Here is a 17,039-nt window from a genome sequence, read left to right on the forward strand (position 1 = left end):
CTGTGGGCGCGCGGACCCGAAGTCTGGATGCGCTGTTCTTGCTGTGCAAGGTCGCGCCGAACCTGTCACCCGCGGTGGTGTCCCGGTTGACACGGCTGAAGAGACCTTTGACCGATGCTATGCTGGACAATGCTGCCTTGAAGTACCTCCCCGAAAAAAAGCCGCACGAGCCTAAGATTGAAGGGCACCCAGGTGGAGGATGCCGGCCTTCGCCAGTGCATGAAAGATCGCCCAGGAACGCCGCCGTTTCGGCTATCGCGGCCTGCATGTGCTCAAGGGGAGGGCTACCGGATCAACCACAAGAAGCTCATCCGGATCTTCCGATGAGCTGTCAATTGCCGCCGGCACGCCAGGGTAGCCGATTCCCAGAAGTGTTCGTGCCGAAGTGCTTGTCCCGTCGCTAGCGATCGCGGAGAGGCGCGATCGCGCGGTAAGTTCGCCTAGACCTTTAGAATTACGTTGTCGATGAGCCGGGTCGACCCGACGTGTGTCGCCACGCAAAGGGCCGCAGGACGGCTAAGAGGACTCGCAGCCGGCCTGAGAGTGTCAGCATCGACGAGCTCAACGTACTGCACCAGATCGAGTTGGTCCAAATGCTGCTTGGCAATTCCTAAGAGGGTCGCGGCGTCACGTTCGCCTGCACAAAATTCGGCCTCTGCCGCGAATAGAGCGCGACTAATCGCGAGAGCGCGCCGGCGCTCCTCGTCGTTAAGGTATCGATTTCGACTGCTCATCGCGAGCCCATCTGGCTCCCGAACAGTTGGTACGGTGGCACACTCGAGCGGAAGATTGAGATCAATCGCCATGCGACGAATGACCGCGCATTGCTGAAAATCCTTCTGTCCGAAGAACACAACATCCGGCTGTACCATATTAAGTAGCTTGCGGACGACAGTCTGCCACTCCGCGAAAGTGTCCTGGCCTGAAACTTCCGCACAGCGGGTTTGCGAGCTCACCTGGTTCTACAAACGTCTCGAGCCCAGCCCGATAAATCTCCTGCGGATCCGGCGCAAAGACGATTGCGACACCGGCATCCCGGCACAGCCTTTCATCGCGCCGAAAGTCGCGCGGATACGCGCTGAGATCCTCATTTGGTCCAAGCTGAGTGCGATTGACGAAGATACTTACGACCGTGACTTGGCTCCGCGCCCGGCTCGCCTGGACGAGCGCCATATGGCCATCGTGCAGGTATCCCATAGTAGGTACGAAGGCGACGCGGTTGCCCCGATTTCGAAACTTTGTAAGAGCATGACGCAGCTCGGCAATCGTCGTGATCGTTTGCATACCTAGCTTTACATCAGGTTCACTTGGAAGGCGCTCTGAACTGTGGCTCATGTTAGACCCTGCCTCGACTACTGAAGTTCCTGCTGCTTTGAGAGCGTTGAGACGAGAGCTTCACAGACAGGTCCTTGCGATACTCCGTCGATAAGGATCTCGGCCGTCATGAGCCTTCGCTGCGGATCGACTTGAGACGGCGCAGTTGCCTCAAGCATGATATCGCCCTGCTTCCCCGGCCGAAGCGTGATGTTTCCCGCCTCTCCATGCGACGCCCAACCAAATGCCGGTAGGAGGCGGGCGCTGTAGACAGCCGTGCGCTCCAAGTTGTTGCGCACCTTGACCGTGAAGGTGACCTTGCCATTCGGGTGAGTTTCCGACACATAAGGCAGCATTCTTGCCCAGAATAAATCGATGAAATGGTTTACGGGCTCGTCGACGACGTCGCGAAAGGCTGCTTCCTTGCGTTCGATGTAGTCCTTGTATTCGGCGATCCTCGACGCATCCATGGTTATCAGCTCGTTGTGTCCGGGGCACACGAGATCCGGCTTAGCGGCCTGGATCACCGCTGCGCAGCGGCGGTGCATCTCCAACTGAAAGCTATTTCGCATGACCGTCGACTGGACGAGGATGTCGCGGTCAATGCCACCTGCCTGAGGATTAAAGAGAGCCATATTGTCGCCGCCGAACAGGATTCGCTTATCGTCGATCTTACCGAGGATAATGGCGTGGTATTCGGTTTGACCCGGAGCGTAATAAACCTCAAAGTCGAACCCTCGCCAGTGAAATACCTCGCCGTCATGCAGAATCCGCTGTACCTTGATCGGCTTGTGGAAACAGCACGGCGTGCTGGCCCAGGCGGCCGGATTGGCAATGACCTCGGCAACACAGTCGAGTGCCCAGCACTGTGTGCCGAAATGTCTTTGAAGGTATGGTATTCCGCAGACGTGGTCATTATGAATGTGTGTGGGAACCACAAGTTCGATGTCCCGCACTCCATAATCGTCACGCAGTTGATCGATGTGATGCTCGACGAAACGCAGCGCCTGCATGCCGTCGTGGTCGGTGCCAAAATGGAGATGCCCGTAAGAGACCAGTCCGTAGTCGATCAGCATAGCGTGGCCGCTTCCACTCAAAACAATGTAGAAATTGGAGCAGGTATATGGACCCGCCCATAGCAAATTTTTCGAAATTCTCTGGAGTTTGCTCTCGCGAAGGGTCTGGGTATCACTAAAATAGCCCTGTCCCGACGTATTGAGCCGTCCTATGCTGGCAAGTTTTTCCAAGCGTGATTCAAGCCTAGCAATATCCGCGTTCACTTCCCGGATTGGCTCGCCGTGCGAGGGAAAGGCAGTTTCGATATTTTCCTTTTTGAGGGCAAGGATCGACTGCATTGTAAATTCAACGCCTAGAAGATCGCCGTAGCCATATTCCATGGCATGGAGTTGATAGAGCTTCCCGCCGCTGATCATCAGATCGCCGGTGAAGGCACTCTTCTTTCCATCCACATCTGCGATGAGACAAACCATGCCATATGTATGGCCTTTGGCGGGTAGGATGCGAAACGTGTACTCCTTCCAGACAAAAGTGCCGTAGTCCTCAAGAATAGCATCCACCACTAGGTTAGCGCCTATCGAGAAAAACGTGTTGCTGTCGTTGTAGTTGTCGTAGATACGCCGAGTCTGCCAATAGGCTTCGACGTTCTCGAACAGGTGACGTTCGTATTCAGGCACCGCAATTTTCGCTCCAGCCTTCTGCACGAGAGGCGTGCCCCAGCACTGATCGCGATGGTGATGAGTATGTAGAACCCAATCAACTCGCTCGATACCGATAGCGGGAAGGTGCTGCATGATAGCCCCGGATCCTGTATCGATCAGCAGGCACTCCGTGCCACTCTTCAGAATGTAAACGTTACAGGTATCCTGAAATTGCCAAAGGTTTTCGGAGCGCTGGATGAGAGACATTTTTTCCTTGTAACGAGTAAGAGTGCGAGCGAGCCATCTACGAATCGAGGAACATGTGTTGCCGCTACGCGAGGCTTCAGTCGTCGTCATCGAACTTTAGCTGAACCGATGGAGGACATTCAACGTAACGCGTAAAGCCACGTTTTGTAGCCGTTGATCGGCAGGCATCCTATCCAACAGATCGAACCGGTTGAAAAGATGCCCCGTCTCTTCGTATCAAGCCAATCATGTCCCCACGAATTTGCGGATTCTGCGAGCCGCCTTATTCTCCTGGAAAGATGTAAGTGCAATCTGCGATGAAGGCCTGGCAGTCATTGGTCAGTCCGACCGATATTGCGAGCACGGTTGTTTTGGATGGTGTTCCAAAGCCAGCTAGATTATCGGTTTGATCGCCGACCGCTTCGCCTAGCATCATTCTTTGCGTACCGATCAGATCCTCGATGACACTCCGATGATCCATTCGTGTTCGGCGGCTTTGGCGTGAGAGCTGGGTTTGTATGGAACGATCTCGCAAGAGCCCACCGCCCCGAACTTGCTCCCGGTGATAGACGAGCCAAGTCATAGAACATCGACGGCGTCCTGGTGATGGGCCGTAGACCCCTCTTCGGCACCGAGACCGTTTGTGGCGGCAGTCGTCGGCGATTCCACCGCCCGCCTAGAGTACAAAGAGCTCGCGCGGCGCACGAGTCAGCGTCTCAACACCCGTGTCAGCTACGCGGATAGTTTCGCTAACCGTGACGCCGAATTCCTCTTCCACCCAATTGCCCAGCATCAGATGAAAGGTCATGTTCGTCTTGAGCTCAGTCATATCCTCCCTGGCAAAACTTGCGGTCGGTTCGATCCATGCCGTGAATTGGTTTTCGATACCAATGGAGTAGCCACAGCGCGACTCTTTCGGAAAGCCGTGCTTCTCGATCGCGCGATACATAGCATGGGCAACCTCGCTGCAAGTGCGGCCAGGTCGAATGAGATCAAGTGCCGTTTCGATAGCAGCAACCTGCGCATCATGTAAGCGGCGCACGCGGTCGGTAGGCGCACCGATCGAGAACGTTCGCATCAGAGCAGCAAGGTAGTTATAGCGATTTCCGCTGACTTCCGAGTTGATCTGCATGCCTTCGCGGAAGACATTCTCGCTCCACAAAATATGCGGCGTACCCGTCCGTGGGGTTGAGGAAATCAACGGCGGCCGCAATCCGGTCGCGGCGGGTCCGCCCTTAACGCCATTGACCTGCGCCGCCATAATCTCGACCGCCGCGTCGGCCTCCCGCACACCAGGGCGGATAACCTCCTTAGCCCGCATAACGGCCGCGTCAGCAAGGGCTGCAGCTTCGCGCATCACCGCGATCTCCAGATCTGACTTGACCCCGCGGATCCAATCGACCGCCCGCGTACAATCAACGACCCGGGCTTGCGGCAATCTCGTCTTGAACTTCTCTACCGCCGGGGCCATCAGGTTGCCCTGTTCAAGCCCAATGCCACGCTGCGCCACGCCAATGTCATAGAGGAAATCAATCACGGCGTCATAGCCGTCGCTATTAGCCTTGCCGACTAGATTTTCGGAGTAGCCAACAATCTTTTCTCTCGCCATGAAGCTCTGGTGAGCTGCCCCGGGCGCGCACATTTTGCGTACGATCAGGGTCGGCTCCTCATCTTTGATCGAGACGACAAGCGCGTGCACAGCCAACATGCGCGTCACGTTGCCAGTCAGATAAGTGATATTGCCCCAACTTGTGATGACAAGCGCATCGATATCGCGCCGCGCCATGTCCGATTTTACTGCGGCCAACCTGCGTAGATATTCTGTTCTTGGGAACGCTTGCCGCGCTTTTGCGATTGCCATTGTCGTGGGCTCCGTGGTCGCGTAGATTGTATCGGGCAGGCGCCCTGCTTGACCAGAGCGCGACACTAGCTTCTTGATCGCGTGAATAGGTACAACGCGTCAGAAGCCGATTTTCTCCCAAATATTAGGAACGTATCGCAGGTTTGTGCATCAAACGTCGATTACATGCATTTTTCCGGCATTCCGACGGGAATGTAAGACATTGAACGTTGCGCAGCAATGCTGTCGGGGGCGAGGGCAAACTACAACTTAAGAATGATCAGTCGAATTGGCGCCATTCCAAGGAAAAATTGATGCGTCAACTCGCTTTGCTAATCCCACTGCCGAGCTTCCTTGCGCGCCCTCGTTCGGCCTAAAGTTGCTGGGCGATGAAATCACGTCCCATCTTGATCATCATGAGCTTACCTGCGACGTGCGGCGTAGCTTTCGCGCATTCCCACCTCCTGACGATACAGACCGGCTATAGTCGCAAGGGTGGTGACAGGAGCGGTATCTGTTCGCCGAAAATCAACCTTGGCTGCTCGAAAACGCAGAGTTTCGGCGGACGATAGCTTCGAAGGCGCGCCTTCCTCGCACTATCATCACTATGATGGATAAGTCGTTTCAAGATTTGGCCACATCGTCTCTCCTAGAAAGCGGGATCACCGCCCATGAGCACCAACACTATGCCGATCGCGCACGCCCAATTGTCAATGGTATTCCAACATATCGAGACGAATAAAGATCAGTTCGCCAGCCGTTTGTGCGATTACCTGAGGCACCCGAGCATCAGCGCGCACAACATCGGTATGGTTCAGGTCGCTGCGCTCCTCGTGAGCATGTTAAGCCGTTTGGGATTTGAGGCGTGGACAATCGCGACATCCGGCCAACCGATGATCATCGGGCGCTGGGAGCGCGCGCCTGGCGCACCAACAGTCTTGCTCTACGGCCACTATGACGTCCAGCCTCCGGACCCATTGGAGGCCTGGGTCAGTCCGCCATTTGAACCAACGATCCGAGATGGACGCATATATGCTCGCGGTGCCGGAGACAACAAGGGCCAACACTTCGCTCAGATCCTAGCTCTCGAGTCATATTTGGCAGTACATGGCCGGTTACCATGCAACGTTTTAATACTGCTCGAAGGCGAGGAGGAGATCGGAAGTCCGAACATTGCGGAATTTGTTCGCACTCACCGCGACCTGCTCAGAGCAGACTTGGTGGTAACAGCCGATGGTCCTCTGCACGAGTCGGATCGTCCAATTATCACATACGGCGTCCGCGGAATCGCGGCATTCGAACTGCGCGCCCGAGCCGCTAATCGAGATGTTCATTCAGGCAACTTCGGCGGCGTAGTCCCAAACCCGATCTGGACGCTGGTGCACTTGCTGGCAACCATGAAGAATGCAGACGGGGAGATTACAATTGATGGATTTTATGATGATGTCGTGCCCCCTAAAGACGTTGAGCGTGCCGCGGCAGCACGACTGCCTCTAGATTCTGAGGACCTTAAGCGCACTCTCGGGCTCGCTAGACTCGATAATCCGGCAGATAGGCCGTTTGCAGATAGGCTGATGTTTCATCCGACGCTGACGGTTAACGGATTCCACGGCGGCTATGGCGGCCCTGGTTCGAAAACGGTCTTGCCGCACGAGGCGATGGTCAAATGTGATGCCCGTCTTGTGGAACGCCAAGACCCTGACGACATCCTTACGAAGATTGAGGCTCACGTAAGAAGGCACGCTCCGGAGGTCGCGTTCCTCAGAGTTGAATCCATGCCGCCATCAAAAACGCCGCTTGATGCGCCGTTCTCACGAGTTGTTCAGTCTGCGGTGTATACTGCGCACGGTATTGAGCCTCTCATCTATCCTTCGCTCGGAGCAACCCTGCCGGATTACGTCTTCACGAAGATCCTCAGTATACCATCTTTTGTGGTACCCTATGCCAACGCTGACGAAGCCAATCATGCGCCGAACGAGAACATCAAAATTGACTGCTTTCTCAAAGGAATACGCACTGGAGCGGCTCTATTGGACCTGTTGGGTAGCTTTGTATGCTCAAATTGAAGTGTTCACTTAAGTAGCGAATTGAGGAGCCGGACCCAAGCGTAATCGGGTCCCTACTCCTTGCAACCTAGGACGTTCTGCCGTTGTGCAGAGTGCATTCGGTCGGATCGGTGGCTAGGGCGAGCTGGCCTACGATCAAGCCGAAATTGATTGCGTCCGCTCGCTGATGCGAGAGTAAACGGGATTAATTCGGTGCCTACTGCGACCGGGGGGCGGCGCAATGTTCGCGTCCATTTCAATTGGCTGTGCCGCGAGCGCGCATAGGTGCCAGGTCCATTGGCAAGCGAAACTCTGGGTTACCAATCAACGCAACCTGCCACAGCGAATACTTTGCAGACGCAAGGCTTGGGTTTTCTGAATAGAAGCCGCGTCAGTGGACGACAAGCTCTTAGCTTGCTCGTGCTGCGTCACGATCGCCCACCCTGCAATGAGATGCCGGTATCGAGCCAAAGTGTCCTTCACGTGCCAGGCGCTCGGTCTTCATTTGTTTGAAGGACGCGGATCTCGTTGGTGTTGATGGTAATGCTGAGTGTATCACCGGGCGTCGGATGGCGCCCAAATGAAAAACGCTCCTGCATCGTCAGTTGCTCTCCGTTGACGTCAAACACGACCCTCGTCGCTCCTCCGTAATAATGGGACTCAACGACTCGCGCCAGCAGCGATTGCCCAGCATCGCCATCGCTCGACAGTCTAACCTGTTCTGGCCGGATCACCACGGTACCCGGCCCGGCACTCCAATTCCCCGCTAGACGCAGGCCGCTATCAGACGTGAAAGTACCGTCGGTCCCTACTATTCCTTTCAGCAAAGAACACCAGCCGATAAACTTCGCGACGAAAGATGTCGCCGGCGTCTCATAGATCTCACCAGGCGTCCCAACCTGCTCGACCTGACCAGCGTTCATGACCACAATGCGATCTGACATTGTCAGCGCCTCTTCCTGGTCATGTGTTACAAACAGAGTAGTAACGTCAACGCCTCGGATAACCTCTCGCAGTTCTTCCCGCATGCGAACACGCAACTGCGCGTCCAAATTTGAGAATGGCTCATCAAGAAGCAATACTGCAGGTCGCATCGCCAATGCACGCGCCAGCGCAATCCGTTGTTGCTGCCCCCCGGAAAGCTGGCGCGGCAGGCGCCGGGCCAAATGAGATAGCTCGACAAGCTTGAGCATCTCCTCAACGCGCTCCTCGCGCTTGTCGCGTGGCCACTTCAGGTTTTCCAAGCCAAACGCAATGTTTTCGGCTACCGTCATATGCGGAAATAAAGCGTAGCTCTGAAACACCATTCCAGTATCTCGCCGATAAGGCGGTTGATGGGTCATGTCGACGCCATTGATGTTGATGGTGCCAGAGCTCGGCTCTACAAATCCGGCGACCATGCGCAGGGTCGTTGTCTTGCCGCAGCCCGACGGTCCAAGCAGGCACAGCAGTTCGCCGCGTCGCACCGAAAGCGAAACACTTGCTACAGCAGCTACTTCGCCGTAGTATTTAGAAACAGAGCGCAACTCGACGACAAAATCGCCGGCTTCTTGCACAAGATTTTCACGCTCTTTCGACAACGCCAGCATCTTCCCTCCGTCTTAGACTAGAATTTTCGCCCCGATCAGACGTTCAATTGAAAGAATGACAACCAGTGTCACTACGATGATGAGACTCGATACGGCTGCCACAAGTGGGTCATAGCTGGCGTGCGCATGCGGGGTAACAGAAATGCGTAAACGCTGGCGTTTTCGACCACGTCACAAAGGCAAAGATCGCAGCAGATAGCAAGGCAGGCAGGTTGAGCGGCAGGCCGGTACGCCGAATGAGCTGCAATCGCATCGCCAGAAGGTTCATCGCCGCCCGTTCAAGCTGCTGGTTGTTGGGCGCAAGCCTCGCGGGAATCGGCACGACATACGGGATCGCAAGAACCAAGTAGATTGTCTGCGTAAGACGCAACCACGCGAAGAGCTGCAACAGTGCGATGCATAGCACGACGGCTGGTACAATCAATGGGGAGAAGGCCAAGCCCGGCAGGACCGCCTTCGTTCGAAAGGAACTCAGGTTGATTGCAAACGCGCCGGCCAAGCCAATCCACAGGGCGATGTTGGCGAGCGTCGCCTCAACGTACGTGCTGGTCCAGAGTGTGCTCATGAACAGTTCATTTCCCATGAACTCTGGTACTAGAGCAGCGAAAGGTCGGCGGGAGCAAAATTCAACGTGGCGTCGCTGGTGAGCGACGGCACAGTTATGAGAAGGGTGGTGGCGCGAGGAAGTCGCGTGTACAATCTCGCGAATGAATTCGCTGAACACAGCTATCGCATCATCAGCGAGATCAGACCGCATAACGTTCCCTCGTGTCACCACGCGGCCCCACTTAGCTTCGAATTGTTGTATTGACCCGCTCGATCAAAGTGCTGCGAGCCGCCCACAGCTTTTCCCAATCAATTTTCGCTTTTAGGGCATTGCGTTCGGGTGAGTTGAACAGGAGGTCTTTGCGAAGTTCGTCCGACAAATTCACATCGGTTGTTACGCCATACCGAAGCGCTTCAGGTATTCCGAGTATGCCCTGATCAGAGAGTAGCTGCTGAGCATAGGCGTGTGCGGCTTCCGGATATTTTGTACCATTGACTAAGTTGACATAGCTGGTCGTCGAGTAAATGCCTTTAGGTGGTACAACGGTCACGAGGGGGACGCCCTTGGTGCGCAACTCGTGGGCGCGGCCATCCCAGAAGACACCCGCATAGCCCTCTTCATTTTGGAACATCTGCACCTCGGCAACGTTTGTCTGCGCGAGCGCGACAATGTTGGGCTTCGCGGCAGCCAGCACCTTGAACGCTGGCTCCATATCCGAAATCGAGCCACCATTTTCCTCAGCTATGCCGAGTAGGTATAGACTGCTGGCTATTTGATCCGCGGTCGGAATGATCACGCGAGCCTGAAGATCAGCTCGGGCAACATCGGAATACGAGGTAAGCGGCTGCTTGATGTATTTTGAATTGTATACGGGAACTACGGAAGCGACACTGAACGGCACACCGTAATCACCGAACTCGCGCAACCCGGGAAGTATCCTTGCGATGTTGGGAACGTCTGGGGTCTTTATCTCATCGACAACGCCGGCTTTAAGAAGCTCCACCATATAGGAGCTATCAGCCATAAACATGTCGAACGGAGGGATGTTCTTGTTCGCGATCAGTTTCACGAGATCCGCTTGCGTAGTGCCGGCGACGAACTGAATCTTTAACCCATACCTTTCTTCTAGAGGCGCGGCCACGCTCTTTCTGAGGGCTTCATCGTAGAGGCCGCCGTATCCGTTGATACGCAGTGTGATGCCGGCAAACTTTTTCGACTGAGCCTGCACGTAGGGCGCAGCCAGAGCGCCGGCAGCCGTCGATGTCACTAGCTTTAAAAATGCTCGCCTTTTCATTTCCCGATCTCCTCCCTCTTGTACCCCTCAGCGAACATGACGGTGTTGTCGACACTGAGAGGGAAGTAACGCAGCATGCGCTGATGCTGGCTGCCAGTCAGCTGACCTTCCATCGACGCGGGGCCCCGCATTTGGAACGGAAGTTCGAGTTTCCGGCGCGCCGCACGGCGCAGGAGCAGCGCGTACCTCCGGATCACGAGACCATTGTCACGCCAGCAAGGCGACGCTGAGGCGAGATCTGTTCTGACAATAGAGCCCATCTCATCCTGCGAGTCGAAGTCGGCGAGCAGCATCAGCCTTCCGATGGAGCTCGAATCGCTCCGAGCGAGATAATCAGGGGCTCGCCGCGATGAACGGCCGGCAACAAGTGCCGGATCCCGGCGATGCGCCGCTACGCTTTGCCGACCTCGCAAGATTCGATACTCCTCCGCGCTTTTTGATTCCGTGACCCCGATCCTCCGGGAAACCAATATTACCGAGCTACAGATCAGAGTTTAAGTAATATAACATCTCGATCCGCAGGAATTCTGCGTTATAGAGCCAGCGGCGTAAAGATTTCCTGCGCTCCTACACCAACCCGAACAGGCCCCGAGAGTGCTTTGAGCTTTGGGCCCCGACATGGTGTCTGGTCCTGGTTCAAACGGGAGCATCAGCCGCAAAACGGAATGCCCCCCGACAGCGCCGTTGCGATATCGTATGTGTTCAACACGTTCTCGATTGAATGAAAGTGAGCCGCGAGCAGGCGATGACAACAGAATCCCCCGGTCCTGCGGCAGCCGTGCTTCATCGGCGTGAGAAGTTGGGAAGTTGAGCAACGATGAAGGAGGGCATTATTCAGCTATGTCGACCTTTAAGGCGGATTTGCGAAAGCGATCTGCTCCTCGCAAGCCGGCGATCGAGAACGAAGCACCGATCAGCCTGGTCAGCGGTTTGCGCTGCTTTATCCCCTGTTCTGCGGGAGAGATGCTTTTTGCTGCGAATGCCCGTACGGCCACAGATTCGGTCGGCAAGTCGCCTGGGTTCCGGTTGCCTGTGGATAGCCCACACTTCGTGCCGTTAAGGATGGGAACGAAGATTTGTGCGGTCTTCGGTTGCTCGTGAAGTACCCGAAGATGACCGGCCAATCGCCTTCAGGTCCACAAACAACTTTATCGCCTGCCGCATGGAAATGGCAGATCCCAATCTCAAGCGCCACGAATGGTAGGAATTGCCGACGCGTCTCAAAACGGCGTCCCCTGATCATTCTGACGAGATCGCTACAGACCAACTTGCACGAGCTTACTCTCGGGCGGGGGATCGCCACATGTGGCGGATCTCGAACTCATCCCCAACGACAAACCTCGTCGCGAAACTGCCGCACTCAGTGTGTTCGCGAGCAAGTAAGCGACAGTCATGGGCCCGACACCACCGGGCACCGGGGTTATGTAGCTCGCGCGTCTGCTCGCTTCTGCGAAGACCACATCTCCTACGAGCTTCGCCGTGCCCGTCGAATCGATCACACGATTAATACCTACATCAATGACGATAGCGCCCGGCTTGAGCCAATCGCCCCGGACCAGTCCCGCGCAACCGGCAGCAGCGATGACAATGTCTGCCTTTCGAGAGAGGTCCGGCAGGTTCCGGGTCTGGAGCTGGGCACCCGTCACAGTGCATCCAGCATCGCCGAGCAGAAGCGCCAAAGGCTTTCCGACTATATTCGAGCGACCGACGACGAGCACATCAAGCCCATTCAAGTCGCTCACGACAGTCCTGATGAGATGGACGATCCCAAGCGGGGTGCAAGGAGCAAGAGCCGGTCGGCCCGCTGCTAATCTTCCAACATTGTACGGGTGAAAGCCGTCCACGTCCTTTGTCGGATCGATGGTCTCAAGCACGCGCCAACGGTCGATGTGCCCTGGCAGGGGAAGCTGAACGAGGATACCATCGATGCTATCGTCAGCATTAAGCTCCTCGATTAATCGCAGCAGCTCGGCCTCACCGACATCGTCCGGCAGCCGGAACTCTTGAGATTTAAACCCCACGGCCTGCGCGTGTTTGGCTTTCGTCTTCACGTAAACGGAACTGGCTGGATCCTTACCAACTAGCACCACGGCCAAACCCGGGGTGACATTGCATTTGGCTTGGAGCAATGCAACATCACGCGCGACGCGATCCCGAAGGGCTCCGGCAATGGCTTTTCCATTAATTTGAATGGCATTCATGATCAATTCCAGAGGATATCTGTCAAGCTCGCTTTGTGATCTCTCAAAGGTGCGAGGACGGAATCCGCGTTCTCCAACGATCGCTGGCTACGCCCCGCTATGTCTGATTTTCCGCCGTGCGTTCAAACACGCCCACGAGTGAAATCTGGATCTACAACTTGCCGACGTGCTCCGCCAACTCAGCGGCACAGGATCACAGACAAGCTACGACTGAGATCTGATATTGAGAAGACGCTCTCGCGCGCAATGCTGATTTGATCTCAAGAGCAGCCAGGGCGGGTGAACGCTCTAGATCTTTGACACGCTCGAGGTGCGAACGCCTAGACACTCGCTCCACACCGTACACGTTAGACGTCTGCCAGACAGCTCGGAGTCTATCCTTTAACCCATTGATGATTGTTTCGCGAGCTCGTCCATCACTTGCTTGGTCGCTTGATAAGCGAGGTCAACGATCTCTTGGATCTCGCTCTCCGATACGACCAGAGGCGGGGCAAAACCAAGAATGTCTCCATGCGGCATTGCTCGTACAATAAGCCCCCGGTCACGAGCAGCCTTCGAGACCCGGGCGCCCACCTTGAGCTGCGGATCGAACCGCCGTTTCGTCTGACGATCGGCGACGAACTCGATCGCCCCGAGCAACCCCACACCTCGAACTTCGCCAACGATCTCCAGCTGAGCAAATTTTTCGTTGAGTCTCTTATGGAAGAGAGAGCCTACAATTCTCGCACGATCGCTTAGTCGCTCCTTCTCAACAATATCGAGAACTGCGTTGGCAGCAGCGGCTGCAATCGGATGGCCGGAATAGGTGTATCCATGCGAAAATGCCCCGACACGATCGGCTGCCTCCTCCATAACCGCGTAAACCCGGTCACCGACGATGGCCCCAGAGAGTGGCACGTAGCCGGATGTCAGACCTTTGGCGACCGTCACCAAGTCTGGTTCAATTCCGTAGAGTGTGCTGCCGAAATCCGCGCCGGTACGACCGAACCCACAAATAACCTCGTCGGCAATCAGAAGAACGTCGTAGCGCCTCAGCACGGCCTGAATTTCACGCCAATAGCCGGTAGGCGGTGGCGTAATACCGCCCGTCCCTAACACCGGCTCAGCAATGAAGGCACCAATCGTTTCGGGCCCCTCTCGCACGATTAGCTCTTCAAGTTCGGCTGCGCGCCGGCAAGAAAAGGACTCCTCTGTCTCGCCCGGTTCAGCGCCCCAATAGTAGTGGGGCGTGCCCGTGTGCAGAATACCTGGAAAGGGAAGGTCCATGTGGTCATGGTAAAACGACATACCAGTCATCGAACCGGAAATGACCGAGCAGCCATGATACCCGCGCTCGCGCGAGATGATCTTCTTCTTCTTCGGCTGGCCGCGTAGATTGTTATAATACCAGACGAGCTTCGCTTGGGTTTCGTTGGCGTCTGATCCGGACAGCCCGAAGAATACTTTGCTCGGCTTACCTGGCGCCATTCGCACAAGGCGATCCGATAAGTTCGCAAGCTCCTCCGTCGTGTGGGCCGCATAGGTGTGGTAGTACGCCAGCTTGTAAGCTTGCCGCGCAATGGCTTCAGCCACCTCGGTTCGGCCGTAACCGATGTTAACGCAATACAGGCCAGCAAACCCATCGATGTAACTACGTCCCTGCGCGTCTTCGATTCGGATTCCCTTACCCCCAGCGACGATCGTGGGGTTGCCGATTTTGCCACTGGCGAAGTCTTTGAGCTGAGTAAAGGGATGCAGGACGCTCGCGCGATCTCGTTCTGCGATGGTTTTGACATCAATCATAACCGCTCTCCTAAGCCGACAGATCGCCGAAGCAGACGTACTTCAGCTCCATGTATTCCGCTAAGCCGTGTCGCGAGCCCTCGCGACCGATACCCGATTGCTTCCATCCGCCGAACGGAATAGGGGGACCGGTGAATGACGCCGTGTTGACGCCAATCATGCCGCACTCGATTCGCTCGGAGACTCGAAGCGCTCGACGTAGATTGTCTGTGTAGACATATCCGGCCAGCCCCATCTCGCTGGCATTAGCTCGCGCAATAACCTCTTCTTCAGACTCGAACGGAAGGACTGCAGCTACCGGCCCGAAAGTTTCCTCGCGAGCAATGAGCATGTCTTCCGTGACTTCACTTAGCAGTGTCGGAAGAACAAAGTTCACACCTAGACCGGCGCCTTCATTTGCGGAAATCGCTCGCGCGCCCTTCCTCACGGCATCGTCGATATGGGCCCTGCACTTGTTGGCCACCGACAACTTGGTCATTGGCCCTATATCTGTTCCAGGATCCAGACCGTGCCCAACCTTGAGTTGATCCACTGCCGCAGCTAACGCCTGGACGAAGGCTCCATAGACGCCCCTCTGCACGTAGATACGGTTAGCGGCCAAGCAATCCTGACCTGACGTAGCAAACTTTGCGGCCATCGCCCCTCTTACGGCCTTGTCGAGATCGACATCATCAAAAACTACGAAGGGGGCATGCCCCCCTAGTTCGAGGGACACCTTCTTTACCGTTTCGGCAGCCCCCTCCAGAAGCAAGCGGCCGACTTGAGTAGAGCCTGTGAACGAAAGAGCGCGAACTCTTGTATCACGCAACAGAGGAGCGGACAGCTCGACTGGATTGCCGATGACCACTTGAAAGACGCCGGGCGGAACCCCAGCTTGTTGAGCCAACCTAGCTACTGCAAGAGCAGAAAGCGGCGTCTCTGGGGCGGGCTTCACGATGATTGGACAACCGGCCGCGAGGGCAGCTCCGGCCTTTCGTGTAATCATGGCAACAGGAAAATTCCACGGAGTAACTGCCGCCGCGACACCGATCGGCTGCACTCGCACGTACAGTAGACTTTCAAGCTTGTGGCTAGGGATCGTCTCTCCGTATGCACGCTCTCCCTCCGCAGCGAACCACTCAAGGAATCCCGCGCCGTACGCAATCTCGTGGCGCGCGTCTGCGAGGGGCTTGCCCTGCTCACTTGTCACCAAGGTGGCGAGATCGTCCAAATGCTCGAGCATCAACGCCGCCCACGACCTCAGGATTGCGCCACGCTGGGCTGGCAATAACGCTCGCCACGCCGGGAACGATCGCTCAGCTGCAGCGATTGTCAGATTTATCTCTGCGACACCGCAACGAGCAACGTCTGCGATCTCTTCTCCGGTTGCGGGATCAATCACAACATCTCTATGATCACTCGCAACCCAGCAACCATCGACTAGCGCTGCCCCCTCCAGAAAATCGCGACGTCTAAGATTTTGCAGGTGCCTAGTAGCAATACCCGCGAAGCGCGGACTTTTGCGCCGTACAGTTTGAAAGTCCATTTGCAAGTCCCGGGCGGTCATGTGTTGCAATTTTCAACATTCACGATAGTCATATCGGCAAGATGTTTGCCTTGCATTTTCCTGCCGATCGGATGATTTCCTGCATCGCGCGGGCGCCTTGCGGCGAAATTCACCTGAAGGCTTGGGAGCCGATATGCAGTACGATCGAATAGACGCCCGCATCCTTGAGATCGTGCAGAGGAACAACCGTCTGACTACTGAGGTGCTCGGTGAACAGGCAGGCCTTTCTGCTACCGCATGTCAACGACGCCTGAAGCGGCTCCGCTCGGAAGGCATCATTGAAGCTGATGTCTCGATCGTTTCACCGAAAGCTGTAGGAAGAACTATTCAGATGCTCGTGCTGGTGAGCTTGGAGCGAGAGCGTTCAGACATAATCGACAGATTCAAAAAGGTCATCAGATCATCGACTGAAGTTGTAAATGGATTCTACGTCACCGGCGACGCTGACTTCGTTCTCTACATTACTGCGCGTACGATGGAAGATTATGAACAGTTCACCCGGCGTTTCTTCTATGAGAATCCGGACATAAAGGGCTTCAAGACGATGGTCGTAATGGACCGTGTCAAGACGAGCTTTGCCGTTCCAGTCGAGGTCCCGCCCGAGGACTGATCCGGCATTAACGCTGCTTAGACTTTGAGCTAAGGAGAAGTTTCTTTGTACCTGACAACTGAGGTGCGCAAAGTTATCCCCAGCGGAGAATGGGTCCTGAGGCAGCCTGCACTTTCAACCAGGAGCGCGATGCAACTCGCCACCCTGTCGCGCTATATATCGGCTCATAGGGAACACCGACTAGGAAGGTCTTAAAGAGAGCGTGCGGCTGTCGCTGCCGCGCTCAAGTGTCATCGTGTATTTTGCTTTGTGACTGCGACGTTCGGGGATCTAATTTCGCCCATCCGCCATCTAGGTCAGCACGTTTTTTCGTTGGTCCATTGGGTGTGCTTCGATACCGGGCGCTCCGCCCAGCCAACGATCTCGG

General features: G+C 55.7%; 11 protein-coding genes and 1 pseudogene. 2 read left to right on the forward strand and 10 right to left on the reverse strand.

All coding sequences use genetic code 11. The features are described from left to right. Positions 1 to 440 precede the first annotated feature (440 nt). From panC to J2R76_RS19070, 3 genes and pseudogenes are all read right to left on the reverse strand, one after another. Positions 441 to 1,284 (reverse strand): annotated as a pseudogene (gene panC, locus J2R76_RS19060) (pantoate--beta-alanine ligase). 68 nt (positions 1,285 to 1,352) lie between these two features. Beyond that, positions 1,353 to 3,239, reverse strand: a complete 1,887-nt coding sequence (locus J2R76_RS19065) for an MBL fold metallo-hydrolase (protein WP_253624568.1) — start codon at positions 3,237 to 3,239, stop codon at positions 1,353 to 1,355. A 655-nt stretch (positions 3,240 to 3,894) separates the two neighbouring features. Next, the gene (locus J2R76_RS19070; RefSeq protein ID WP_253624569.1) at positions 3,895 to 5,079 is read right to left on the reverse strand and encodes a Xaa-Pro peptidase family protein; all 1,185 of its coding nucleotides are present in this window, start codon (positions 5,077 to 5,079) and stop codon (positions 3,895 to 3,897) included. Positions 5,080 to 5,729: 650 nt separating this feature from the next. Between J2R76_RS19070 and J2R76_RS19075 the strand changes: the two genes are divergently transcribed. Continuing rightward, positions 5,730 to 7,124 carry a M20/M25/M40 family metallo-hydrolase gene (locus tag J2R76_RS19075; RefSeq protein ID WP_253624570.1) on the forward strand — a complete coding sequence of 465 codons (1,395 nt, stop codon included), beginning with the start codon at positions 5,730 to 5,732 and terminating at the stop codon, positions 7,122 to 7,124. Positions 7,125 to 7,582: 458 nt separating this feature from the next. On the opposite strand, the gene J2R76_RS19080 is transcribed toward J2R76_RS19075, so the two are convergent. The 7 genes from J2R76_RS19080 to J2R76_RS19110 form a co-directional block, all read right to left on the reverse strand. Next, entirely contained in the window at positions 7,583 to 8,692 is a 1,110-nt protein-coding gene (locus J2R76_RS19080; RefSeq protein WP_253624571.1) for an ABC transporter ATP-binding protein, read from the reverse strand. Positions 8,693 to 8,801: 109 nt separating this feature from the next. Next, the gene (locus J2R76_RS19085) at positions 8,802 to 9,257 is read right to left on the reverse strand and encodes an ABC transporter permease (protein WP_253624572.1); all 456 of its coding nucleotides are present in this window, start codon (positions 9,255 to 9,257) and stop codon (positions 8,802 to 8,804) included. Between the two features lie 223 nt (positions 9,258 to 9,480). Beyond that, positions 9,481 to 10,533, reverse strand: a complete 1,053-nt coding sequence (locus J2R76_RS19090; protein WP_253624573.1) for an extracellular solute-binding protein — start codon at positions 10,531 to 10,533, stop codon at positions 9,481 to 9,483. Beyond that, on the reverse strand, positions 10,530 to 10,826 hold the full coding sequence (locus J2R76_RS19095; RefSeq protein WP_253624574.1) for a hypothetical protein: 297 nt from the start codon (positions 10,824 to 10,826) through the stop codon (positions 10,530 to 10,532). The genes J2R76_RS19090 and J2R76_RS19095 overlap by 4 nt, the downstream gene beginning before the upstream one ends. A gap of 963 nt (positions 10,827 to 11,789) precedes the next feature. Continuing rightward, on the reverse strand, positions 11,790 to 12,734 hold the full coding sequence (folD, locus tag J2R76_RS19100) for a bifunctional methylenetetrahydrofolate dehydrogenase/methenyltetrahydrofolate cyclohydrolase FolD (protein ID WP_253624575.1): 945 nt from the start codon (positions 12,732 to 12,734) through the stop codon (positions 11,790 to 11,792). Positions 12,735 to 13,115: 381 nt separating this feature from the next. Continuing rightward, positions 13,116 to 14,516, reverse strand: coding sequence for an aminotransferase (locus J2R76_RS19105; RefSeq protein WP_253624576.1), 1,401 nt, complete (start codon positions 14,514 to 14,516; stop codon positions 13,116 to 13,118). A gap of 10 nt (positions 14,517 to 14,526) precedes the next feature. Then, a complete protein-coding gene (locus J2R76_RS19110; protein ID WP_253624577.1) occupies positions 14,527 to 16,041 on the reverse strand; it encodes an NAD-dependent succinate-semialdehyde dehydrogenase in 1,515 nt (504 codons plus the stop codon). Positions 16,042 to 16,195: 154 nt separating this feature from the next. Between J2R76_RS19110 and J2R76_RS19115 the strand changes: the two genes are divergently transcribed. Next, complete coding sequence (locus J2R76_RS19115) at positions 16,196 to 16,672, forward strand: Lrp/AsnC family transcriptional regulator (protein WP_253624578.1); 477 nt, start codon at positions 16,196 to 16,198, stop codon at positions 16,670 to 16,672. Positions 16,673 to 17,039: the final 367 nt, after the last annotated feature.

The organism is Bradyrhizobium sp. USDA 4532 (assembly GCF_024171315.1).
In the GTDB taxonomy this organism is placed as follows: Bacteria; Pseudomonadota; Alphaproteobacteria; order Rhizobiales; family Xanthobacteraceae; genus Bradyrhizobium; species Bradyrhizobium australafricanum.